Here is a 21,904-nt window from a genome sequence, read left to right as displayed (position 1 = left end):
CAGCTTACGGGCTATGCCCTCACGAAAGGGGCCGTCGCATATCAACTGGCGGCGGCCCTCATAGTTGCAAATGCAAGAGCGCCGGGATGGTTCCCATTTTTATCGGTTTTTCCTAATCAGCTCCGCTAACTGTCTTGGCCTTCGCGAGCATATAATCTTCGGCGGCCAGCATATGTTCGTAGGCGATGCGTCGTGCATCCTCTGGTCTGTTCTCTATAAGTGCGGCCAGCAGACGATGCTGGAAAACAAGGCCAGCTTCACGGGATGCAGGCGTGGGATCTGCATAGATGCTCCGTGCGACAGGCAAGTTCCGCAGAAGATGGTGCGTCAGCCCGCAGATGAAACCGAGCAGTCGGTCGGGACACAATCGCGCCAGCAGCGAATGGAAATCGAGTTCCGCCACACGCTGCTGGTACTGGTCGTCCAGATCGATAGGCGGGCGATCATAAAGGCGCATGGTGTTTTCCAGTTGGACGACATCGCCTTGCATGAGCCTGCCCGCCAGCAATGCAGCAATTTCCGGTTCCAGAAGTTTGCGAATGGAATAGATTTCGCTCAAGCTCGGCTGATCGAAGAAGAAGAAGCTTCCCAGCATTTCCATAGCATGTCGTGCCGATGGCTCTGCCACAAATGCGCCGCCGCCCGGCCCGCTACGCGTATAGATAAGCCCTTGCGTTTCAAGTGCTTTCATTGCCTCACGAACAGTCCCCTTGGCGGCTTTGAACTGATCGATCAATTCCTTTTCCTGAGGCAGCCGATCACCGGGCTCCATGGTTTTCGCCCTAATGAAATCCTTGATGCGGTCGGCGATCTCTTCCGGCCTGCGCTTGGCTTTATTCACGCGCGCACGCGCCCGTGTTTCGTCCTTGTTTTTAAGGTCCGTCTTGACCATGCGCTTCTACTCTTTCCTGATGCGGGGTGCGCTTTCCAGCAATTGTCGCGTATAGGCGTGTTGCGGATGAGCGAAAAGATCATGGGTCGGGGCTTGTTCCACAATTTCTCCGAAGTACATCACCGCCACCCGATCTGAAATTGCTTCCACAACCGCAAGATCGTGACTTATGAAAAGATAAGAGAGATCGAACTCCCGTTTGAGCTGGTCCAGGAGCAATAGAACCTGAGCCTGCACCGAAACATCAAGCGCACTGACTGGTTCATCCAGCACGATAATCTCGGCCTCCGCTGCGAGTGTTCGCGCTATGGCAATCCGCTGTGCTTGCCCGCCTGAGAACTCATGCGGATAGCGTTCCAGCGTGTCTTTTGGCATCTGCACGGCATCAAGCAGTCGCACCATCTTCTGTTTGCGCTGCGCCGTGTCGAGTTTGCCCAGAAGCTTAAGCGGAACGTCAAGAATTTGTCCTATCGTCTTGCGCGGGTTGAGCGAAGCGACAGGGTCCTGAAAGACATATTGGATGACCTTGCCAAATGCTGAAGCCCCGGCTTTGCGCAGATCGGTCGCATCGCGATCCGCGATTGTCATGGTCCCACTTGTGGGTTCCGTCAGCCCGACAAACATGCGCGCAAGGGTGCTCTTGCCGGAGCCGCTTTCGCCGACCACCGCAAGGGTCTCCCCCCGCCGCAGATCAAGAGATACTTTTTTAACCGCATCAACCTGATGGCGTTTTCGACCGAAGAGCGTTCGTCCCCCACCAAAGGTTTTGGTCAGATCGCGTGCACGGATAGCAATTTCACTCATGCTGTCATGCCTTTATTCCCGCGTCCAAAGACTTTAGCTACTTTGTCCAGAAAACTTGCGCCCTGTCCGAGTTCCGGCACGCACGCAATGAGCCGCTTGGTATAGTCATGCTGCGGGTTGGACAGGACTGCCCTCGCCGTGCCCGTCTCGACAATCTCGCCATCCTTCATCACCGCAACGCGGTCGCAGATTTCTGAAACCACGCCAAAGTCATGGGTGATGAACAACAGCGCAATGCCGCGTTCACGCTGCAATTCGCGCAGCAAATCGAGAATTCTGGCCTGTACCGTTACATCGAGCGCCGTCGTCGGTTCGTCGGCAATGATGATATCGGGATCATTTGCCAGAGCCATTGCAATGCCAACACGCTGGCGCTGGCCGCCGGAAAGCTGATGCGGATAGTGACTGGCGCGTTCTCTGGCGTCTGGAATGCCAACTTTTTCAAGCAGTGCTATTGCTTGCGCGCGCCGCTCCGTTGCAGTGATGCGCCGATGCGCTCCGATCGCTTCCTCGACCTGCCAGCCGATGGAATACATTGGATGCAATGTCGTGAGCGGGTCCTGAAACACATAGGCCACCTTGCTGCCGCGAAGGGCCGTCAGTTCAGTCTCCGGCATGGAAAGAACATCCCTGCCCTCAAGAAATATGGAACCTTGGCGGATAAGCCCGGGCGGCGATGCGACAAGCCCCATGATTGAAAGCGCAGTAACGCTCTTTCCTGACCCGCTTTCTCCAATGAGGCCGAGACATTCCCCCCGTTCCAACTGGAGAGAAACATTTTTGACGGCAGGGGAGAAATGCCGGCCGCTGACGAACCCTGTTTCCAACCCATTAATCGACAATGCCGCATTGCCCGATATTTCGGGTTTTGTAACTCGATCTCTGGCGACTTGGGTTCGTGCACCGGGACGCGCAAGGGCTCCGGACCGTAGGCGTGGATCAAGAACGTCGCGTACACCGTCTCCAAGGACATTCAAGCTAATCACAAGCAGGAAAATCATCAGCCCCGGAACAATCGACACATGCGGGGCATTGAAGAGCTGCGCCCTGCCCTCACCCAGCATCGAACCCAGATCAGCTTGTGGCGGCTGCGCGCCCAGACCGAGAAAGCTGAGACCAGCCGTTTCGAGGATCATCCAGCCGGCAGTCGTAGACATGGTGATGACGATTAACGGCATCACATTGGGAAGGACTTCGCTCGCTAGTATCGAGATGGAGCTTTTTCCAGAAAGCCGCGCCGCGTCGATAAATTCGCGATGTGCGAGACCCAGCGTAACACCGCGTACATTGCGCGCAAAGAACGGGATATTGACGACGGCTATTGCAAAAAGCGCATTCATCAGCCCGGGGCCAAGAACCGCCACAATCGCCAAAGCAAGCAGGATGTAGGGAAATGCCATCAGCATATCGACACCGCGCATCATGAGATTATCGGTGCGCCCACCGATAAAACCAGCGACGAGACCGATAGAAGAACCGATAACAGCCGCGATCAAAGTAGCAGCAAAACCCACTGCCACCGATACACGCGTCCCCCAGATGACCCGGCTCAGGATATCCCGGCCCAGTTGATCCGTTCCAAGCAAATGGCCGGACGTGAACAAGGGCTGCAACCGCGTCGCGGGTGACGTGGCATCCGGATCGGGTAACGGCAGCAAAGGCGCCGCCAGAACGACAAGGCAGATCGCGACCAGCAGAAAAAAGCCGAAAGCGGCCAGCCGATTGCTCATGAGCAGCCCCCATGAGGTCAATCGTGTCTGCGCCGCAACCGCCGCACTTTGTGTCAGCAAACTCATGTGCGAATCCTCGGATCAAGCATGGTCTGGAAAATATCGGCAACCAGATTGAAAAGGACGTAGCTCGCAGCCACCACAAACACACCGCCTTGGACCAGCAGAATATCGCGCGTGGATATTGCCTTCACCAGCATCGCGCCTATGCCCGGCCATTGAAATACGGTTTCGATATAGACCGCTCCGCCCAGCACAAACCCTGCCTGTATACCGATCACGGGAATGACACTGACAAGTGCAGCGTGAAACGCATGGCGGTAGATCACTCGTCGCTCGTTCAGCCCCTTGGCGCGGGCGGTGCGGATATAGTCTTGTCGCAAAACTTCCAGCATCGCGCTGCGCGTCAATCGGGCGATAACACCCGCCGCCACAACGGCAAGTGTTGCAGCAGGTAAGATCAGGTGCCAGATCAAGTCCTTCAGATCACCGCCGCCATAGACGGCATACATACCGGATGCTGGCAGAATCCGCCAATGAACAGCGAAAAGATAAATCAGCAGGAGACCGAGCCAAAATGAGGGGATGGAAATTCCAGCAAGAACGACGAAGGTGATCGCCCTGTCCGCCCAACCAAACTGACGTACGGCTGAGACGATGCCCGCCAGCAATCCGACGATGGAACACAGGACGAGCGCCACGCCAGCCAGGATCATTGTCGCATGAAATCGTTCCAGAACCTCATCGAGTACCGGCCTGTTGAGAACGAAGGAACGGCCGAAATCGCCATGCAGCAGATTGCTGATCCAGATGAAATACTGCTGCACGAGAGGCTTATCCAGACCAAGATCGCGGTTTACCCGCTCGACGTTTTCAGGCGTTGCATAGGAGCCGAGCAATGCGGTTGCCGTGTCGCCGGGGATCATGGCCATCACGAGAAAAACAATGATCGAAAGTCCCAGCAACACGGGGATCACCGCTACAAGGCGTTTTAAAATATAGGCTGGCATTTCAAGCCCTCCTTTAAATCCGGGGATAGTGCTGCCGTAGACTTTGGCAAGCGGGCTTGAGGCTTACTCCTTTGTTACCGTTTTCAGATGCAGCAGGAAGGACGGTTGCAGCTTGAAGCCTTTGACGGCAGCAGTTGTCACCGCATTCTGTTTCCAATTGGCTACGAAAAGCCATGGCGCGTCGTCATGCACAATCGCCTGTACCTCGCCGTAGAGCTTGCCGCGTTCGGCCTGGCTGTTCGACGTGCGCGCTTTTTCAAGAAGCGCGTCCAGTTGCGCGTTGGAATAATAGCCGGAATTAAATCCGCCCTTGTCAGGCAAGGCATCAGTCCGCAGCGTCAGATACGGCACAGTATCCGGGTCATTGGTCATCCAAGCCATTTCGGCCATATCGGCTTTGCCTCCGAGACCCGTGTTCACGCGGCCCAGAAAGGTGTTCCATTCGTAAGTCTCGATTTTAACCGTGAACCCAACGGCCTGAAGATCCGCCTGGATCGCCGCCCCCATGGTGATGGGATCAAGCATGCCAGAGCCGCCCTCTGTCACATAGAAAGTGATTTCCGGATTGGTGACACCGGCCTCGGCCAGCAATGCTTTGGCCTTTTCGGGGTCATAGGGATAAGCCTCCGTCTTGTCTTCAACCCAGTTGAACGCCGGTGGAATGGGACCGGCTGCAACAGTCGCGGAGCCTTGCAAAACATTATCGACAAGCGCCTGTTTGTTGACTGCATAATTTGCAGCCTGCCGTACCTTCTTATCAGCGAAAGGGCCAGTTTTTGCATTCAGAATAGTGAACCAGACATGAGGTCCGGCCTGTTCCGCTACGGCAAAATTCGCGTCCTGTTTGAACGTGGCAAGATTGTCTGGCGGCACTTCCACCATGACATCGAGGCCACCAGCCATCATTTCTGCAACGCGGGTATTCGGATCAGTTATTGGGCGGAACACAACGGCTTCCAAAGCGGGCGCGCCGTCCCAGTAATCGGGGTTTCGTTCCACCACAACGCGTTGACCGGATTGCCATTCGGCAAATTTGAACGGACCTGTTCCCGATGGATGCCGCCCAAACTCCTTGCCATATCTCTTCACAGCTTCGGGCGAAACGATAAGACCCGTCGGATAAGCCAGATTGGACAGAAATGGCGCAAATGGCTCTTTCAATTTGAACTCGACTGTTGTCGGATCAATCGCATTGACGGCTTCAATCGACGAGAAATTGAAGGAAAGGGGAAATGGCCCGGTGTTGTAGAAAGGATGATCCTCCTTCAACATCCGATCAAAGTTGAACTTCACCGCCTCGGCGTTGAAATCGGACCCATCATGAAATTTGATACCCTGACGCAGATTGAACCGATAAGTCTTGCCGTCATCTGAAATGGTCCAGCTTTCGGCCAATGCAGGCTCAACCTCGAGTGTCCCATCCTTATAGCGCACGAGACCATCATAGATATTGACCAGAATACGGAAATCATTGGTTGCGGTGACTGTATGCGGATCGAGCGATTGCGGCTCCGCAATCTGCCCCACGATCAGCACGTTGGGCGGCGTTTGAGCCAGGGACGGCATTGCCGGCCCCGCAATTGCGAGCGCCATTGCCGCCAGCGCAGCACGAAATAATCTTCTCATCGAGCGATCCCCTTTCGTTATGCCTATTTAGCTAACACTAATTTATAGGCATAAACTTTTCTGGATCAACTAATTATCATAATAAATTTCATACTGCTGAAAAAGGCGGACCTCGGCCCGCCCTTAAACTGTGAAGGTTTCTGCTATTCGGCGGGAGTGTCTTCAGGCTTCAAATCCTGCTCGGCTTTGGTGGATTTTTGATGCGTAAAGCCCTTCAAACCCTTGGCTGTTTCTTCGGCGTCACGTTTAATTTCCACGTCGCTCATTGCATAATGAACGGCCAGTTTAGCAATTGAGGTCAAGGCGCTCAAATGAATGCGCTCATACCCATGGGACGCATCAACGCCGAATGTTAACAGCGCGGTCCGTACGTCATGCCCTGCCTCCACGGCAGAAGCCGCATCCGAGCGATAATACCGGAACACGTCTTTCTGTACCTGAATATCTTGTTCGCCACAGAGTTCATAAAGCTTCTTGGTCAGATGATAATCGAAGGGCCCCGTCTGGTCGGCCATAGCGAGCGTTACGCCGAATTCCGACGAGTTCTGCCCCGGCGCGGTCGTTCCATTATCGATGGCAACGAGAGAGGCAATATCGGGAACCACCACAGCCGACGCGCCGACCCCAACTTCTTCGCCGATGGTGAAGAGCCAATAGGTGTCAACCGGCGTTTCGATCCCGCCTCGCTGCATGGCTTCGAGTGAGGCGAGCATGATGGCCACGCCTGCCTTGTCATCCAGATGGCGAGAGACGATGAAGCCGTTATCAATAAACTCTGGCGCGGGATCGACAGCAACAATATCGCCCACATCAATCCCAAGCTGAACAAGGTCTTCCTTGTTGCGTGCCAGTGCATCAACCCGCAATTCGACATGGGGCCAGCCGACCGGCTGAGTGTCGACTTCTTCGTTGAAGGTGTGCCCGGATGCCTTTAATGGCAGGATGGACCCGCGATAGGTTCCCTTGCCGGAAAAGATGGAAACCCGTGCGCCTTCTGCGAAACGGGCAGACCAGTTTCCAATGGAGACCAGTTCAAGACGACCGTTATCTTTCAGGTACTTAACCTGCGCGCCTAATGTATCCACATGCGATACGATACCCCGCGCCGGGCGCCGGGATGCGCCCGGTCTACGGGCCCGAATTGCACCGCGTCTGGTCAGCATCACTTCCAGACCGAGCATTTCCAGTTCACGGGCGACATAGCGGACGGCTTCATCCGTAAAACCCGTTGGGCTTGGTATCGAAAGAAGCGCTTTAAGCCTTGTAACGAGGTAGTCCTGATTAATGGGGATGGAGTTCTGCATAAAGCGAATGTCGCAGAATGCAGAAATATCGTCAACAAGGTGGGGCCACTCCCTCGTGAAGTTGGCCCCGTGCGGCCTTGTTATCACCGGTCTGCGAAAACGCTTTCAATCGCCGCTTTCGTTGCAGAAACGACCTGATCCGCTTCTTCCTGCGTCAGACAAAGCGGAGGCGCAAAGCCCAGAATGTCACCTTCGGGCATTGCACGCCCGATGACGCCATTGGCAAGAAGGGCGGCCGAAATTTGTGCGCCAATCTTGAGTGACGGGTCGAAGAATTGACGATCATCGCGATCTTCCACAAACTCGATAGCGGCCATCAGCCCCTCACCGCGCACATCTCCGACATGCTTGTGATCGCCGATAGCGTCCTGAAGCGCCTTGCGGAAATAAGCGCCGGTTGAACCAGCATTCTCCACCAGCTTCAGTTCGTCAATGAGCTTCAGATTTGCTACACCGGCAGCAGCACAGATCGGATGCGCCGAATAGGTCCAGCCATGACCAATCGGTCCCATCTTGTCTGATCCCTTGACCAACACTTCCCACATGCGATCCGAGACGATCGATCCGGAAAGTGGCGCATAGGCCGATGTCAATCCCTTGGCGATGGTAATCAGATCGGGTTTCATCCCGTAATGGTCTGAGCCAAACATGCTGCCGAGGCGGCCAAAGCCTGTCACGACTTCGTCTGCCACGAGCAGAATGTCGTATTTGTCGAGCACGGCCTGTATCTTCTGCCAATATCCTGCTGGAGGCGGCACGATACCCCCCGTACCCAGCACAGGCTCGCCGATGAAAGCAGCAATTGTGTCAGGCCCTTCCGCCAGGATCATCTCTTCAAGCTTGTCGGCGCAATATTGTGAGAATTGCTCTTCGTTCATCGAGCGATCTTCGCGGCGGAAAAAGTAAGGCGCCTGCGTATGCAAGATGGGCGCACGCGGCAGATCAAAGGCGTTATGGAAAGTCGCAAGACCGGTCAAACTGCCGGTCATGACGCCGGAGCCATGATAACCGCGCCAGCGCGAGATGATTTTCTTCTTCTCGGGGCGCCCCAGAATATTGTTGTAATACCATATCAGTTTGATGTTGGTTTCATTGGCGTCGGAACCCGACAAGCCGAAATAGACGCGGCTCATATGATCGGGCGCACGATCGATAATCATCTTGGCAAGCGTAATTGACACTTCCGTACCATGGCCGACATAGGCATGATAGTAGGCGAGTTTATGGGCCTGTTCAGCGATCGCATCGGCGATCTCCTTACGGCCATAGCCGACATTCACACAGTATAGTCCGGCAAAGGCGTCAAGGCTCTGACGTCCATTCACGTCGGCGATAAACACACCCTTGCCATCGTCCAACACACGGGTTGGATTCTCACCACGTGCATGCATTCCCATATGTGTCGATGGGTGGAAAAAATGATCGCGGTCCCAGGCGGTCAATTCGTTGCTGTTGTTTAACACTGTCAGTTTCCTTTCATTGCGCGACACATTCATGCGGCGGTATCGATGCAGAGATATTTGAGTTCGGTGAAAGCGTGGATGCCGTGATGGGAACCTTCGCGTCCCAGTCCGGACTGTTTCCAGCCGCCGAAGGGTATGGGCGCACCGGTGATCTTGGCGCGATTGATGGCGACCATGCCGTATTCGAGAGCACGCCCCATCCGCAGCTGCCGTGCGCCATTGGCGGTCACAACATAAGCGACAAGGCCGTATTCTGTATCGTTGGCCCGCGCGATGACCTCATCTTCCTGATCGAATGCAGCAATAGCTGCCACCGGGCCAAAGGTTTCTTCCTGCATGATAGCCGCATCATCAGGCACATCGACAAGCAAAGTCGGTTCATAAAACAACGTATTGTCACCGATGCGATTGCCGCCAACGAGTACCCGCGCTCCTTGCGAACGCGCATCCGCCACGTGTTCTTCGACCTTCTCGACCGCGCGGCTATGCATCAGCGGCCCGATATCTACTCCCGCTTCAAAGCCTTGGCCCACCTTGAGCGCAGCAATGCGCGCCGCAAAGGCTTCGGTGAAAGACGCAAGAATGCCGCGCTGAACAAAAATACGATTTGCAGCCAAACAGTCCTGACCGGAGGTTGCGAATTTCGCGGCCATGGCCACGTCTACAGCTCGCTCCAGATCGGCATCATCGAAAATGATCAATGGTGCATGCCCGCCAAGTTCCATGACAAGGCGCTTGACCGTTGCCGCACATTTGGAAGCGATCAGCTTGCCGATCTCAGTAGAACCCGTGAAGCTCAAAGCGCGTATGCGCGTATCATTGCAAAGCGTATCGACGATTGGCGCCGCCTTGCCTGTCACAACGTTGAACACACCAGCGGGAAAGCCCGCTCTTTCGCCAAGTTCCGCGAGAGCAAGTGCGGAAAGCGGCGTCTCGGATGACGGATGAACAACGACCGGACAACCCGCTGCAATAGCAGCAGCGGCCTTCCGCGTAATCATCGCGTTTGGAAAATTCCATGGCGTTACCAGCCCCACAACGCCGAGAGCCTCGCGACGTACCAGCATCTCTGCATCCGGCAGATGGCTCGCTATTGTTTCACCGTTCAGGCGTTTTGCATCTTCTGCAAACCATTCAACGAAAGACGCGCCATAATCGATTTCACCGAGAGATTCCGGAAACGGCTTGCCCTGCTCAAGCGTCATCAGTACTGCCAGGCCATCCCGGTTCTGGACGATCAGTTCGTACCATCGCCGCAGAATGCGCGCCCGCTCCTGTGGGAGCAGCTGCGCCCATTCAGGAAATGCCTTTTCCGCCGCATCTATTGCTGTAAGCGTCTGGGTTCCATTCAGGCTTGCGACCCGTGCCAGGCGCTGCCCTGTCGCGGGGTCCACAACCGGAAATGTCTCCGCCTTCTCTCCAGCCACCCAACGCCCGTTGATATAGGCCAGCTCGCGAAAGAGATGTTTGTCACGCAGCCTTTTAAGCCCGTCATGTTGTATCGGATGATCCAGAACGGCATTCATCGTGCTTCTCCCAATTCAGGAAAAGCATCTCATAGGAGCACCGTTGATTTGGACCAAAGCGACCGACGCCACTGGTTATTTGGACCAAACTTGGCCCAGTGCATAGTCCGCTTGGTCTACGCTTGATCGTCGGCAAGAAGCGATAGTGGCGCAGCGCCCTTCCAATCCTTGACCAGCTTGGTCACGATATAGGTGAAATAGCGCTCGATACCGATATTCTGGTCCAAAAGCCGGTCGATCAGCCGCTGGTAGCTATCAATATCGCGCGCAGCGACCATCAGGAAATAGTCCACACCACCACCAACCGACCAGCACGAAATTATTTCCGGCAACGCCGAAACGGCACGTTCAAACCGATCAAAGTCACTTTGACGATGATTACCAAGTGTAATCTGCACAATGACATGCGCGATGGGAGCGACTTTACGGTAGGCGATATGCGCATGATAACCGGTCACTACGCCAGCTTCTTCCAGTTTGCGAAGGCGCAGCCAACACGGCGTCGGCGACAGCCCGACCTTTTCCGCCAATGCAAGTTTTGTGATTTTCGCATTCTCCTGCACCGCATCGAGAATACGCAGATCAACAGCATCGAGCTTAAGGGCAGATTTCATTCGGTTGATCCGGTTCCATTGAGAATTCAGTGCGCTCTTCCTTGCATGAGCAGACAGGGCTGGCAAGGCTAGCCGCCAGAACAATGCGCAAATCTAATTGTAATGATCCAATATAATCATTGACATGATCTTTCCTGTCTTTCACACATATTGCAACGAAAATAATCAAGACATGGGGAACGAGCTTGCGACCACACGGTTTCGCATATGGTGCATTATTGCGTCCTGCGTTTCAGCACCATTCCAATTGGCTGCAGACTTTCCATTCCTCGACAGGTTTTGAGAGGCTAAAGACGTGTCTGCAATGGTGAGCATCAGGGAAATCGAACAGGCGCACGACAGGCTGCGTGGCCAAATTGTGCGGACCCCGCTCGTTCGCACAAAACGCCTCAGTGAAATGTCCGGGGCACCGATCTTCCTCAAACTTGAAAATCACCAAACCACCGGCAGCTTCAAGTTGCGTGGTGCAACGAACGCCGCTCTCAACGTGCCTGCTTCCAAGCGAAAGTTTGGACTTGTCACCGCTTCCACAGGAAATCATGGTCGCGCATTGGCCCATGCGGCTTCTCTGCAAGGTCTCACAGCCACTATCTGCCTCTCCTCACTCGTTCCGCGAAACAAAGTCGAGGCGATTGAGCGACTGGGTGCCAATATTCGCATTGTCGGAAAGTCTCAAGATGACGCGATGGAGGAAGTCGTCCGTCTTGTGTGCGATGAGAACATGAATGCGGTCCCGCCTTTCGATGATCCACACGTGATCGCGGGCCAAGGAACCATCGGGCTTGAGTTGCTGGAAACTATGCCTGACATGGAAACCGTGCTTATCCCGCTTTCCGGTGGTGGGCTGGCGGCAGGCATAGCCGCCGCAGTCAAAGCACATAAACCCAAAGCCCGAATAGTTGGCATTTCAATGCGGCGGGGCGCTGCAATGCAGGCAAGTCTCGCCGTCGGCCATCCCGTCAATGTAGAAGAAGTGGATACGCTGGCGGACTCGCTAGGCGGCGGCATCGGCCTTGATAATCGCTGGACCTTCGCCATGTGCCGCGATCTGCTGGATGACGTGCTTTTGCTTGACGAAAAAGAGATTGCCTCAGGTGTGAGACACATGGCCCTTCACGAAAATGAAGTCATCGAGGGCGCAGCCGCCGTCGGTGTTGGTGCGCTTCTTAGTGGCAAACTTGAGGTTTCAACCCCAACCGCGATTATTGTTTCTGGTGGCAATATCGATCCCAAACAACATCGCATGATCATGAATGGTTTTGTGGGGGAGCGAGCTGATGGCTGAAATGCGGATATTGAGCGAAGCAGATCTTCGTCAGTTCATTACGCTCGATCTGGAAACAGTCGCCTGTGTCGAAGATGCGTTTCGCGCGCTTGCAGGTGGGGACGTCCGTATGCCGCCGATCCTGCGGCTCGACATTCCCGCCGAGCGCGGGGAAGTCGATGTTAAAACCGCCTATATTCCGGGGTTCGATAGTTTCGCGATCAAGATCAGCCCCGGATTCTTCAACAATCCTTCCATTGGCTTGCCTTCGACCAACGGCCTGATGATCCAGTTTTCCGCAAAAACCGGGCTGATCGAAGCCCTGCTGCTCGACAATGGATATCTGACCGACGTGCGCACCGCAGCAGCGGGCGCGGTCGCTGCAAAATATCTGGCCCGAGAAGACGCCAACACAGCCGCAATCTATGGCGCGGGTATACAGGCCCCATTGCAGCTCGAAGCCCTCACTCTGGTGCGCCCGATCGGGGAAGCCCGCATCTGGGCACGCGATTTCAAGAAAGCGACAAGCGCAGCGGCGGTCCTGGAACAGAAGCTAGGAATCCCGGTCGTTCCCGTTGAAGATGCGCGAAAGGTCTGTGCGGGGGCCGATATCATCGTCACGACCACACCGTCAGAAAAGCCACTCATTGAGGCTGACTGGCTGGAGCCGGGGCAACATCTCACCGCCATGGGTTCGGATGCCGAACACAAGAACGAAATAGAACCCGCGATCTTTCGCCGACCGATCCTGTATGTCGCGGACAGCCTCAGCCAGACGCGCAGGTTGGGGGAATTGCATCACGCAATCGACGCCGGGATCGTTGCTGCCGATGCCCATTTCCCTGAACTCGGACAGATCATTTCAGAGGGGGGCAGTTTCCTCCGTAATGCCGAAGACATCACATTTTGCGACCTGACGGGCACCGGCGTTCAGGACACGGCCATTGCACGTCTTGCCACGGAACGCGCAACCAAGCGCAACGCTGGTGCCAAAATCGACTCGAACAAATCTGCTGGAGCCAACCAATGAGCGTTGAACTCAATTTCACCCGCGCCGAGTATGACGCCAGAATTGCCAAGACCAGACGCGCTATGGAGAAGGCTGGTTTCGACATCATCATTGTAACCGATCCGTCCAACATGCATTGGCTGACCGGTTATGACGGCTGGTCCTTTTATGTTCATCAATGCGTCGTCCTTGCAATGGATGGAGAATCAATCTGGTATGGGCGCCGTCAAGACGGAAACGGCGCAAAACGCACGGCCTGGATCAGCCACGACAGCATTATTGGCTATCCGGATCATTATGTGCAGTCACTGGAACGTCACCCCATGGATTTGCTGGCATCCATCCTTGACGACAAAGGTTGGGGCAATAAAACGATAGCGGTGGAGTTCGACAATTATTGGTATACGGCAGCGGCCCATCACGCTCTGCAAAAGCACTTACCGAATGCGCGGTTCAAGGACGCACAGGGACTGGTGAACTGGCAGCGCGCCGTCAAAAGCCCCACTGAGATCGATTACATGCGCAAGGCTGGCCGCATTGTCGAAGCCATGCACAAACGTATCGTCGATACGATAGAACCGGGCATGCGCAAATGCGATCTTGTGGCAGAAATCTATGACGCCGGAACACGCGGTGTGGGCGAATTTGGCGGTGATTATCCAGCCATCGTACCGCTCTTGCCCTCTGGCGCAGATGCTTCCGCCCCCCACCTCACATGGAACGATTTGCCGATGAAATCAGGCGAAGGTACGTTCTTCGAGATTGCTGGATGCTACAAGCGCTATCATTGCCCGCTGTCTCGGACTGTCTTTCTCGGCAAGCCTACACAGGCATTTCTCGATGCCGAAAAGGCCACACTGGAGGGGATGGAGGCTGGTCTCGCGGCTGCCCGGCCCGGCAACACCTGTGAAGACATTGCTTCTGGGTTTTTCGGTGTTCTCAAAAAATATGGCATCATTAAAGATAATCGCACAGGCTATTCGATCGGTCTTTCCTATCCGCCAGATTGGGGTGAGCGCACGATGAGCCTGAGGCCTGGTGATCGCACTGAATTGCAGCCAGGCATGACCTTTCACTTCATGACGGGGCTTTGGCTTGAAACCATGGGGCTGGAAATCACAGAAAGCATCGTCATCACCGAAACCGGCGTCGAATGCCTTTCAAACGTACCACGCAAGCTGGTGGTCAAGGACTAGTTTCATGATGCACACAACGCCACCTCCACGCCCCTCCCCGATCACACCGACTGTCGCTCTTACGCGGGATGGGATCCAGCATGGCCATTTGCGGCTACCGTGGTCTCGGGACGATTCCGCATGGGGCTCAGTGATGATCCCAATCTGCGTGATCCGCAACGGTGATGGTCCGACGGCACTGCTGACCGGCGCCAATCACGGCGACGAATATGAAGGGCCTGTGGCGCTCTATGATCTTGCAGCAAGTCTGAAGCCGGAGCAAATCAAAGGTCGCGTCATCATTGTTCCTGCGATGAATTTCCCAGCCTTTCAGAAGGGCACCCGCACCTCCCCTATCGACAAGGGCAATCTCAATCGCAGTTTTCCGGGCCGTCCTGACGGTACGGTCACGGAGAAAATCGCCGACTACTTCACGCGCTATCTTATGCCAGAAGCCGACATCGTATTGGACTTCCATTCAGGGGGGCGCACGCTGGATTTCCTACCCTATGCGGCTGCACATGCTCTGCCCGACAAGGTACAGGAAAGCCGCTGCTTTGCCGCAGTCAAGGCCTTCTCCGCGCCCTATTCCATGCGCATGATCGAGATAGATGCGGTGGGCATGTATGACACCACTGCGGAAGAAGCTGGGAAGGTCTTTGTGACAACCGAGCTCGCAGGTGGTGGAACCATATCCGCCCGCACGGCCGCAATAGCAAAACGCGGCGTGCGCAACCTTTTGCGCCATTCCGGCATTCTGGAAGGTGAGATTGAACAGTCGCCGACGGTCTGGCTCGATATGCCGTCAGAGGATTGTTTCGGCTTTGCAGACACAGACGGCCTATTGGAACCGCTCGTCGATCTGGGTTCCGAAATTCGGAAGGGTGACCTCATCGCCCGCGTCCATAACATAGCGCGAACCGGCAGTGCGCCGCAGGAACACCGCGCTAAGCTCGACGGCGTTCTGGCTGCGCGCCACTTTCCGGGGCTCGTCAAGATGGGTGACTGCCTCTCGGTCATTGCCACAATCTGCGAGGAACCCGTAACGCGTTAACTGAAACCCATTGAACTACCGAAGCAATAAGCCGGGGCAAAACAAACCGGTAATTTCAAAGAGGAGTGAACACGATGCGCATGAAACTTTATACGATTACTGCCCTGCTTTCTGCGGCAGCAACCATTGCCCTCACCCTGCCATCTCAGGCCGTCACGGTCGACGACCTGAAAAGCGCTGGCTTTGTTCGTGGCGCAACCGCCAACGAGATGCCCTACGGTTACATGGACGAAAGCGGCGCGGCGAAGGGTATTGGCCCTGACGTGGCGGCAGCGATCTTCAAAAAGCTTGGCATTGAAGAAGTTGACTGGACGGTCACGCCATTCGGCTCGCTTATCCCGGGCTTGAAAGCCAAGCGTTTTGAATTTGTCGCTGCTGAACAGAATGTCTTGCCGGAACGGTGCAAGCAGGTGCAGTTTACCGTTGCCAATTCCAGCTATGGTGAAGGTCTTCTGGTGCCCAAAGGCAACCCCAAAAAAATTCACTCTTACGACGACATCAAGAAGGACCCATCCCTGAAGGTTGCCATCGTATCGGGAGCCGACCAAATCGACTTCCTGCATGGAATGGGGATTGACGAATCCCAGATCGTGATGATCCAGGGCAATGCCGATGCGCCCTCCACCGTACAGACAGGACGAGCCGATGCTTATGCTGCAACCGAACTCACGGTTGCAAAGCTTGTCGAAAACTCCCCTCAGCTGGAACAGGCTCATCCATTCACCGACCCTGTCGTTGACGGGAAATCTGCGCGAAGCTTCGGCGCCTTTAGTTTCCGCCCTGAAGACAAGGACTTTTATGAAGCTTTTAACAAAGAGCTTATCGAATTCAAGAAGACCGACGACTACAAGAAAATCTTGACAACTTATGGACTTAGCGAAGAAAGCGTAGAAGCTGCACGCACTGTAGACACAGCAGCACTGTGCAACGCAAAGTAAGCTTATCAGCGCCCGCCGATCTCAATAATATCGGCGGGTCTCTCTGCCCGGGAGACGACCCTATGCATTGGACGGAATATTTACCCGCCCTTTTCAAAGGTGCGCAAGTCACCATCGTACTTGCTTTGAGCTCGATGGTGATAGGCACCATATTCGCGTTTGCGGCGGGAATAGCGCGCTTTGCAGGCGGGAGAATCCTGTCGGCGATCGCCGTGGTCTATATCGAAGTCTTCCGGGGCACGTCGCTTCTGGTACAGCTGTTCTGGCTCTACTATGCCTTGCCGCTGATCGGCATTTCCTTTGACCCAATCACCACGGGCATCATGGGTCTTGGCCTGAATATCGGTGCTTATGGTGCCGAGGTCGTGCGCGGTGCGCTGCAGGCTGTACCAGAAGCCCAACATGAAGCTGCACGCGCGCTCAATTTTGGCAAAAGACACACGCTGTTCCACATTGTCTTGCCGCAGGCTATTGTCGAGATGATGCCTGCATTTGGCAATCTCGCCATCCATAATCTCAAGGATACCGCTCTTGCGTCCCTGATCGCTATCAGCGACCTGACATTTCAGGCCCAAAGATTGCGCAACCTGACATTGGATAGCGTGACCATTTATTCCCTAACACTGCTTGGCTATTTCGCGATGGCTCTTTTGCTTGCGACTGCAATAAGATGGCTGGAACGACGCCTTCGCCGCCAGACCATGGCTGGAGGTTTCGCATGATCTATGGTTATGCCTGGGACACCACGTCCACACTGTCCTTCGCCATATCGATCTTGCCGATCCTGGCTATCGGTCTGACCGTAACGCTGAAAGCTGCAGCAACCGGTTTTGCCATCGCCTTGGCGCTTGGATTGGTCTTTGCGCTTTTGCGGCGCAGCCGTTACAAAATCGTTTCCTGGCCCACGGCTGTTGTGGTGGAGTTCTTGAGGGATACGCCGCTCTTGGTGCAGCTCTTCTTTCTTTATTACGTACTGCCAGTCTATGGCATTGTCTTGCCAGCATTTTTAACCGGCGCTCTGGCGCTCGGCCTGCAATATTCGGCCTATACATCCGAAGTCTATCGCGGCGGCATTGAGGCCATTCCTCGCGGACAATGGGAAGCGGCCCGCGCGCTCAATCTGACGCCGTGGAGGACATATCGCGATATCGTCATACCGCAAGCGGTTCCCCGGATCATTCCGGCCATGGGCAACTATCTGGTCTCGATGCTAAAGGAAACGCCGGTTCTCTCGGTCGTCAGCATCGTCGACATGCTCAATCTTGCCAACCTTATCGGCGACCGTACCTTTGAATATCTCGTACCTTTATCGATGGTCGGCCTGATTTTCCTCATTTTAACACTCATCTGTTCAGCAGCCATCCGTCTGCTTGAACGAACACTTCCAAAGAACGGGATCGCTCTCAAATGACGCAGGAAATCATACGTTTTCAGAACGTCATCAAACGCTTTGGGGCACTGACCGTATTGGATCAGTTTAATTTCTCGGTCACAACAGGCGAAAAAGTTACGCTCATTGGCCCATCCGGCTCCGGAAAATCTACTGTATTGCGTATTCTCATGACACTTGAACCCTTTCAGGAAGGCACACTGGAATTGGGTGGAATGCCCTATCATGAGACCGGCGGTAAAGAACCGTTCTATGCCAGCGAAGCACATTTACGGAAGATCAGATCGCATGTCGGGATGGTGTTTCAAAGCTTCAATCTCTTCCCCCACATGTCCGTATTGCGCAATGTCATCGAAGCGCCCGTCCATGTCCTTGGTCTTAAACGTGCGGAAGCCGAAGCACGCGCGCTGGACCTGCTTTCTCTTGTCGGCCTCTCGGACAAGAAGGATCACTATCCAACCCAATTATCGGGCGGTCAGCAACAGCGTGTTGCCATAGCACGATCACTGGCAATGCGTCCGCGTGTCCTGCTGTTTGATGAACCGACATCGGCGCTTGATCCGCAGCTTGTTGGCGAGGTGTTGTCAGTCATCCGCAGTCTTGCGCAGGAGCATGATCTCACCATGCTGCTGGTAACCCACGAAATGCGCTTTGCGCGCGAAGTCTCTGATCGTGTTTGCTTTTTCGACAAAGGGCGCATCTGCGAGCAGGGCACGCCCGAACAGATATTTCAAGCACCGAAAGAAGCGCGCACCAAGGAGTTTCTCCAGTCTGTCCTTTAGGGTCAGGCTATAGCGCCAACATCATAAACTGGTGGAAGTTGTGCGGCGGTTTCACGGATGGTTTCAAGTGCTTTGTGCAAGGTTGTGCGTGACAGCCGTCCGCCAAGGCAAATTCGAATGCCCCCTTCGCCGCGGTCGGCCCCGGCTACAAACGGATCGGATGGCGTCACTGCGACCCCCTTATTGGCCAGCGCTCTTACCAACCCGTCTTCGGACCAGTGGCGTGGGATTTTGAGCCAGGCGCACAGGGACAACGGGTTGCTCCCAGCGATCAGAGGCCCCAAGACGTCACTCACCTGCGCCTGTCTTGTACGCAATTCGCCCCGTTGGATTTCGATGAGTTCCTTGACGGTGCCATCCTCAATCCAGCGGCTTGCCATCTCGCCCAGAAGATTGACCCCGCTCCAACTTGTGACGCGCAAAATCGATGCAACACGAATGGAATATTGCGATGGAACAACGAGATAACCGGTGCGAAGCCCCGTCATGACAGTCTTCGTGAAGCTTGTTACGAAGAAGCCCAAGTCCGGTAGTAATTCCGGCATAGAAGGCAGCCGTTCTTCTAGGATCGGTTTGTAAACTTCGTCTTCGATAACGCAAACATCGTATCTGGCGGCGATTTCCGCGATCGCCATACGACGTTGCGCAGACATGAGATGACTTGTGGGATTGCCCAGTGTCGGTATCAGCACGAGCGCGCGGACATCACCAGCTTTGCACGCCATCTCAAAAGCATCCGGCATGACACCTTGTTCGTCGATTGGCAGGCCGCGCAGCGTAAAACCCAGCACATTTGCGAGCCCGATAATGCCATGGTCGGTCAAGCGTTCCGTCAGCACCACCTCGCCCGGCTGAACAATTGTCGCGACCGCAAGAAACAGGCCATGTGCCGCTCCATTGGTAATGACGATACGGCCCGGATCAACATCAACAGATAAGCTACGCAGCCATTCCTGAGCAACGGCGCGATGGTGATCCAGCCCGGCGATTGGCCGACATGGACGCATGAAACTGGCGTTTTCCGTTTGGCTCAATTGTTCAAACAGATGCTTGGAGGCCCGCTCATGCGCCTCCGTATAGACAGCTCGTATGATCGACATATCAGCGGTGCCGCTCGGATCTCGATCCAGCATGAAACGGTCCGCAAGTTCGGTGACGCGATTGCAAACGTAAGTTCCGCGTCCAACTTCACCACGCAAATAACCGCGTCGTTCTGCTTCCTTATAGCTGATACTGACAGTCTGCACAGAAAGTCCGAGTTGATGCGCAAGCTCGCGATGCGTAGGCATCCGGGCTGCCGGTTGCAGAATACCGCCCTCGATATCATCGACAATTTTTTCTGTCAGAAGTCGGTGTTTGGTTGCGCCTTTGCGCAGCTCCAATACGGGTTTCCACATAGGCTTACCGGCTCCATCATGACAAAGTGTCGATTGAACTGTTATAGCAATTTTTGTCATGACATACAGGTCAAATACGACGCAATGAATGTCGCCCACACAATTTGTTAAGATGCGGGCGCCTTGACCGAAACATGGTTTAACCTTGGAATAGCCCCGAAAGAAACTCTTTACGGTCACATTCGACCTGTGCACTGGCTCCGTCACCCAAATCGCCTCTAGCAGAATTTCTGGAAAGGAATGATGATGCCAAGAATTGCATCGCTTGCATTCGTAACTCTCGTCGCCCTGACCCCTGCCGCAATGGCTCAGCAACAGGCACCACAGCCCCCGGCCAATTCTGCGCCAGCGGCTCAGCAACCTTCAACAGCCCCAACCATACAGACTGTATCTGTGGTAGATATCAAGGAACTGCCGGCTGAAAGCCAGAAAGAGGTTCAAGCCGTAGTCGAAAAACGCAGCGCCGATGACCTCACCAAACTGCGCACATCGGTGAAGACGTTCCCCGAGGCGCGCGACGCCCTGCAAAAGAAGGGCATGAACGAACAAGATGTCATTGCAGCCAGTCTTTCGGAAAATGGCGCTTTGACGCTGATTACAAAAAAGGCAAGCTAACAACTTGCCATCGGAAGCAAAAGTCGGGCCGGAAGGGCCGGCTTTCAAGATCAAGCCTCTGCAAAGCTGATCCGCAGCGTCGCGATATCATCATAATAGACGATATGGCCGTCGCGGATGATAATTCCGCAATCACAATGATGCTGAGATTAACCGACAGTTCGTCTATCAGCTTGCGATCATTGTCATCACCCCGCTCCAACGGATGTATTTTGAAAACCAGCCGCAGATGTTGCGGAGCCGATGCTGCAAAGCTATCAAGCACTTCAGTTATCAGACGCGCATTGTCCCACCCTCGGGCGGAGCGTTTCAACTGGGTATCCTGTGAAACCTGCAAAGCCACCACAAAATATTGACCGACACTGTGCTCCAGCAGGCGTTCGATGATTGCGCTATTCTTCGATTGCCCCCAAAACCAACGGTGGAAATTTTTGACCAGTGGGGCAACTCACGGAGAATGCTGATATCACGGTGCATAAGCCGCCGTTGTCTGCGTTTCGCAAAAAGCGCGACAGACGCGTAATATAGCCCACCATAGATACACATAGCGGAGAAATGACCCCGATTGTCAGGGTAAGTATCTTCACGATCAATTCGGAAGCTGCGCGGCGGAAGCTGCCCGGCAATTGGAGAAAAGGCGTTGTTTGCTCCGAATTCCAGTGTGATCGCACCGGGGCGGATATATCCTTCTTCAAGAGATATCACGACTATGCTCAGTTGCGCGGCCACTCGGCGTGCTATGATATGAACTGGGCGTTCTGAACCGAAGAGAACCATGCGTGTGATTTTCTGGGTGCTCGCCTGAACAAGCAACCAGTCTTCGAGACCATCTATACCGCCCGTGTAAACGAGTGTGCCGTTCCGTCGCCCCGTAAAGAGCCGATCACCCGGATTGAACAACACTTGAATGCAATGATAGCGCAATTGCGTCAGATATCTCCGAAGCAGGCGGAACGCAGGCCCAACTGGTCCTTGTAGCAGGAGAACCCTTTGCCACGGCGCGGGCTTTTGCTCGTCTATGGGATCAGCCCGCACAATGTTTGTCCTATTTCTCGCGCGATAATTCACATCGGCGAGATTGCATCCAACAGGATTGCCCCTCGCCCTTGTCTTGCGTGGATTTAACGTTGACCAATTCTCTTCTTTTTATTGGTAGGAAGCATAACAATTCGAAGGCGATAGCAGAGCTGGCAAGGCGGACAGGCCTCACTAAAAATAGCGATCAAAAATAGAGCATTGCTCCACTATGTGGTAATGCAAATAAAAAATGACCCCCAACGTTCTTTCCGTCAGGGGCCTCATGATTATACA

General features: G+C 54.6%; 21 protein-coding genes. 9 read left to right on the top strand and 12 right to left on the bottom strand.

Annotated elements, in window-relative coordinates; translation table 11 throughout:
• Nucleotides 1–112: 112 nt before the first annotated feature.
• From HWD97_RS18300 to HWD97_RS18260, 9 genes are all read right to left on the bottom strand, one after another.
• Nucleotides 113–892, bottom strand: coding sequence for an FCD domain-containing protein (locus HWD97_RS18300; RefSeq protein ID WP_319081055.1), 780 nt, complete (start codon nucleotides 890–892; stop codon nucleotides 113–115).
• Nucleotides 893–898: 6 nt separating this feature from the next.
• The gene (locus HWD97_RS18295; protein WP_319081056.1) at nucleotides 899–1,696 is read right to left on the bottom strand and encodes an ATP-binding cassette domain-containing protein; all 798 of its coding nucleotides are present in this window, start codon (nucleotides 1,694–1,696) and stop codon (nucleotides 899–901) included.
• Nucleotides 1,693–3,492 carry a dipeptide/oligopeptide/nickel ABC transporter permease/ATP-binding protein gene (locus HWD97_RS18290; protein ID WP_319081057.1) on the bottom strand — a complete coding sequence of 600 codons (1,800 nt, stop codon included), beginning with the start codon at nucleotides 3,490–3,492 and terminating at the stop codon, nucleotides 1,693–1,695. Before HWD97_RS18290 ends, HWD97_RS18295 begins: the two co-directional genes overlap by 4 nt.
• Entirely contained in the window at nucleotides 3,489–4,436 is a 948-nt protein-coding gene (locus HWD97_RS18285; RefSeq protein ID WP_371835386.1) for an ABC transporter permease, read from the bottom strand. The genes HWD97_RS18290 and HWD97_RS18285 overlap by 4 nt, the downstream gene beginning before the upstream one ends.
• Nucleotides 4,437–4,499: 63 nt before the next feature.
• A complete protein-coding gene (locus HWD97_RS18280) occupies nucleotides 4,500–6,062 on the bottom strand; it encodes an ABC transporter substrate-binding protein (RefSeq protein ID WP_371835385.1) in 1,563 nt (520 codons plus the stop codon).
• A gap of 143 nt (nucleotides 6,063–6,205) precedes the next feature.
• A complete protein-coding gene (locus HWD97_RS18275) occupies nucleotides 6,206–7,366 on the bottom strand; it encodes an osmoprotectant NAGGN system M42 family peptidase (RefSeq protein WP_121537913.1) in 1,161 nt (386 codons plus the stop codon).
• An 83-nt stretch (nucleotides 7,367–7,449) separates the two neighbouring features.
• The gene (locus HWD97_RS18270; protein WP_319081061.1) at nucleotides 7,450–8,829 is read right to left on the bottom strand and encodes an aspartate aminotransferase family protein; all 1,380 of its coding nucleotides are present in this window, start codon (nucleotides 8,827–8,829) and stop codon (nucleotides 7,450–7,452) included.
• 29 nt (nucleotides 8,830–8,858) lie between these two features.
• Entirely contained in the window at nucleotides 8,859–10,355 is a 1,497-nt protein-coding gene (locus tag HWD97_RS18265; protein ID WP_371835384.1) for an NAD-dependent succinate-semialdehyde dehydrogenase, read from the bottom strand.
• Between the two features lie 116 nt (nucleotides 10,356–10,471).
• Nucleotides 10,472–10,969: an Lrp/AsnC family transcriptional regulator gene (locus tag HWD97_RS18260; protein WP_319081063.1), complete on the bottom strand. Its 498-nt coding sequence runs from the start codon at nucleotides 10,967–10,969 to the stop codon at nucleotides 10,472–10,474.
• A gap of 304 nt (nucleotides 10,970–11,273) precedes the next feature.
• Between HWD97_RS18260 and eutB the strand changes: the two genes are divergently transcribed.
• The 8 genes from eutB (at nucleotide 11,274) to ehuA (ending at nucleotide 18,581) form a co-directional block, all read left to right on the top strand.
• Nucleotides 11,274–12,254 (top strand): hydroxyectoine utilization dehydratase EutB, encoded by a 981-nt coding sequence (gene eutB, locus HWD97_RS18255; RefSeq protein WP_371835389.1) that lies wholly within the window; start codon nucleotides 11,274–11,276, stop codon nucleotides 12,252–12,254.
• On the top strand, nucleotides 12,247–13,263 hold the full coding sequence (locus HWD97_RS18250) for a cyclodeaminase (protein ID WP_319081064.1): 1,017 nt from the start codon (nucleotides 12,247–12,249) through the stop codon (nucleotides 13,261–13,263). The genes eutB and HWD97_RS18250 overlap by 8 nt, the downstream gene beginning before the upstream one ends.
• Nucleotides 13,260–14,438, top strand: a complete 1,179-nt coding sequence (gene doeA / locus HWD97_RS18245; protein ID WP_319081065.1) for an ectoine hydrolase DoeA — start codon at nucleotides 13,260–13,262, stop codon at nucleotides 14,436–14,438. The genes HWD97_RS18250 and doeA overlap by 4 nt, the downstream gene beginning before the upstream one ends.
• A gap of 4 nt (nucleotides 14,439–14,442) precedes the next feature.
• Complete coding sequence (gene doeB, locus HWD97_RS18240; protein ID WP_319081066.1) at nucleotides 14,443–15,471, top strand: N(2)-acetyl-L-2,4-diaminobutanoate deacetylase DoeB; 1,029 nt, start codon at nucleotides 14,443–14,445, stop codon at nucleotides 15,469–15,471.
• 74 nt (nucleotides 15,472–15,545) lie between these two features.
• Nucleotides 15,546–16,409 (top strand): ectoine/hydroxyectoine ABC transporter substrate-binding protein EhuB, encoded by an 864-nt coding sequence (gene ehuB / locus HWD97_RS18235; protein WP_319081067.1) that lies wholly within the window; start codon nucleotides 15,546–15,548, stop codon nucleotides 16,407–16,409.
• A gap of 62 nt (nucleotides 16,410–16,471) precedes the next feature.
• The gene (gene ehuC / locus HWD97_RS18230; RefSeq protein WP_319081068.1) at nucleotides 16,472–17,131 is read left to right on the top strand and encodes an ectoine/hydroxyectoine ABC transporter permease subunit EhuC; all 660 of its coding nucleotides are present in this window, start codon (nucleotides 16,472–16,474) and stop codon (nucleotides 17,129–17,131) included.
• On the top strand, nucleotides 17,128–17,820 hold the full coding sequence (gene ehuD, locus HWD97_RS18225) for an ectoine/hydroxyectoine ABC transporter permease subunit EhuD (RefSeq protein ID WP_140025311.1): 693 nt from the start codon (nucleotides 17,128–17,130) through the stop codon (nucleotides 17,818–17,820). Before ehuC ends, ehuD begins: the two co-directional genes overlap by 4 nt.
• Nucleotides 17,817–18,581: an ectoine/hydroxyectoine ABC transporter ATP-binding protein EhuA gene (ehuA, locus tag HWD97_RS18220; RefSeq protein WP_319081069.1), complete on the top strand. Its 765-nt coding sequence runs from the start codon at nucleotides 17,817–17,819 to the stop codon at nucleotides 18,579–18,581. Before ehuD ends, ehuA begins: the two co-directional genes overlap by 4 nt.
• Nucleotides 18,582–18,583: 2 nt before the next feature.
• Here ehuA and HWD97_RS18215 read toward each other — a convergent pair whose 3' ends face one another.
• On the bottom strand, nucleotides 18,584–19,978 hold the full coding sequence (locus HWD97_RS18215; RefSeq protein ID WP_319081075.1) for a PLP-dependent aminotransferase family protein: 1,395 nt from the start codon (nucleotides 19,976–19,978) through the stop codon (nucleotides 18,584–18,586).
• A gap of 240 nt (nucleotides 19,979–20,218) precedes the next feature.
• On the opposite strand from HWD97_RS18215, the gene HWD97_RS18210 reads away from it, so the two are divergent.
• On the top strand, nucleotides 20,219–20,593 hold the full coding sequence (locus HWD97_RS18210) for a hypothetical protein (RefSeq protein WP_371835383.1): 375 nt from the start codon (nucleotides 20,219–20,221) through the stop codon (nucleotides 20,591–20,593).
• Here HWD97_RS18210 and HWD97_RS18205 read toward each other — a convergent pair.
• Nucleotides 20,574–20,936, bottom strand: a complete 363-nt coding sequence (locus HWD97_RS18205) for a hypothetical protein (RefSeq protein WP_371835382.1) — start codon at nucleotides 20,934–20,936, stop codon at nucleotides 20,574–20,576. The genes HWD97_RS18210 and HWD97_RS18205 overlap by 20 nt on opposite strands.
• Nucleotides 20,903–21,628 carry a hypothetical protein gene (locus HWD97_RS18200; protein ID WP_371835381.1) on the bottom strand — a complete coding sequence of 242 codons (726 nt, stop codon included), beginning with the start codon at nucleotides 21,626–21,628 and terminating at the stop codon, nucleotides 20,903–20,905. The genes HWD97_RS18205 and HWD97_RS18200 overlap by 34 nt, the downstream gene beginning before the upstream one ends.
• Nucleotides 21,629–21,904: the final 276 nt, after the last annotated feature.

It is taken from the genome of Ochrobactrum sp. C6C9, assembly GCF_022627935.1.
Lineage (GTDB): Bacteria > Pseudomonadota > Alphaproteobacteria > Rhizobiales > Rhizobiaceae > Brucella > Brucella teleogrylli.
Note: the sequence above shows the minus strand (reverse complement) of the source record. Positions and strands in the feature narration are given on the sequence as shown.

Bases quoted from the DNA above. Each gene is read 5' to 3' on its own strand.
- HWD97_RS18300 (WP_319081055.1), bottom strand. From the start codon at position 892: ATGGTCAAGACGGACCTTAAAAACAAGGACGAAACACGGGCGCGTGCG.
- HWD97_RS18295 (WP_319081056.1), bottom strand. From the start codon at position 1,696: ATGAGTGAAATTGCTATCCGTGCACGCGATCTGACCAAAACCTTTGGT.
- HWD97_RS18290 (WP_319081057.1), bottom strand. From the start codon at position 3,492: ATGAGTTTGCTGACACAAAGTGCGGCGGTTGCGGCGCAGACACGATTG.
- HWD97_RS18285 (WP_371835386.1), bottom strand. From the start codon at position 4,436: ATGCCAGCCTATATTTTAAAACGCCTTGTAGCGGTGATCCCCGTGTTG.
- HWD97_RS18280 (WP_371835385.1), bottom strand. From the start codon at position 6,062: ATGAGAAGATTATTTCGTGCTGCGCTGGCGGCAATGGCGCTCGCAATT.
- HWD97_RS18275 (WP_121537913.1), bottom strand. From the start codon at position 7,366: ATGCAGAACTCCATCCCCATTAATCAGGACTACCTCGTTACAAGGCTT.
- HWD97_RS18265 (WP_371835384.1), bottom strand. From the start codon at position 10,355: ATGAATGCCGTTCTGGATCATCCGATACAACATGACGGGCTTAAAAGG.
- HWD97_RS18260 (WP_319081063.1), bottom strand. From the start codon at position 10,969: ATGAAATCTGCCCTTAAGCTCGATGCTGTTGATCTGCGTATTCTCGAT.
- eutB (WP_371835389.1), top strand. From the start codon at position 11,274: ATGGTGAGCATCAGGGAAATCGAACAGGCGCACGACAGGCTGCGTGGC.
- HWD97_RS18250 (WP_319081064.1), top strand. From the start codon at position 12,247: ATGGCTGAAATGCGGATATTGAGCGAAGCAGATCTTCGTCAGTTCATT.
- doeA (WP_319081065.1), top strand. From the start codon at position 13,260: ATGAGCGTTGAACTCAATTTCACCCGCGCCGAGTATGACGCCAGAATT.
- doeB (WP_319081066.1), top strand. From the start codon at position 14,443: ATGATGCACACAACGCCACCTCCACGCCCCTCCCCGATCACACCGACT.
- ehuB (WP_319081067.1), top strand. From the start codon at position 15,546: ATGCGCATGAAACTTTATACGATTACTGCCCTGCTTTCTGCGGCAGCA.
- ehuC (WP_319081068.1), top strand. From the start codon at position 16,472: ATGCATTGGACGGAATATTTACCCGCCCTTTTCAAAGGTGCGCAAGTC.
- ehuD (WP_140025311.1), top strand. From the start codon at position 17,128: ATGATCTATGGTTATGCCTGGGACACCACGTCCACACTGTCCTTCGCC.
- ehuA (WP_319081069.1), top strand. From the start codon at position 17,817: ATGACGCAGGAAATCATACGTTTTCAGAACGTCATCAAACGCTTTGGG.
- HWD97_RS18215 (WP_319081075.1), bottom strand. From the start codon at position 19,978: ATGTGGAAACCCGTATTGGAGCTGCGCAAAGGCGCAACCAAACACCGA.
- HWD97_RS18210 (WP_371835383.1), top strand. From the start codon at position 20,219: ATGATGATGCCAAGAATTGCATCGCTTGCATTCGTAACTCTCGTCGCC.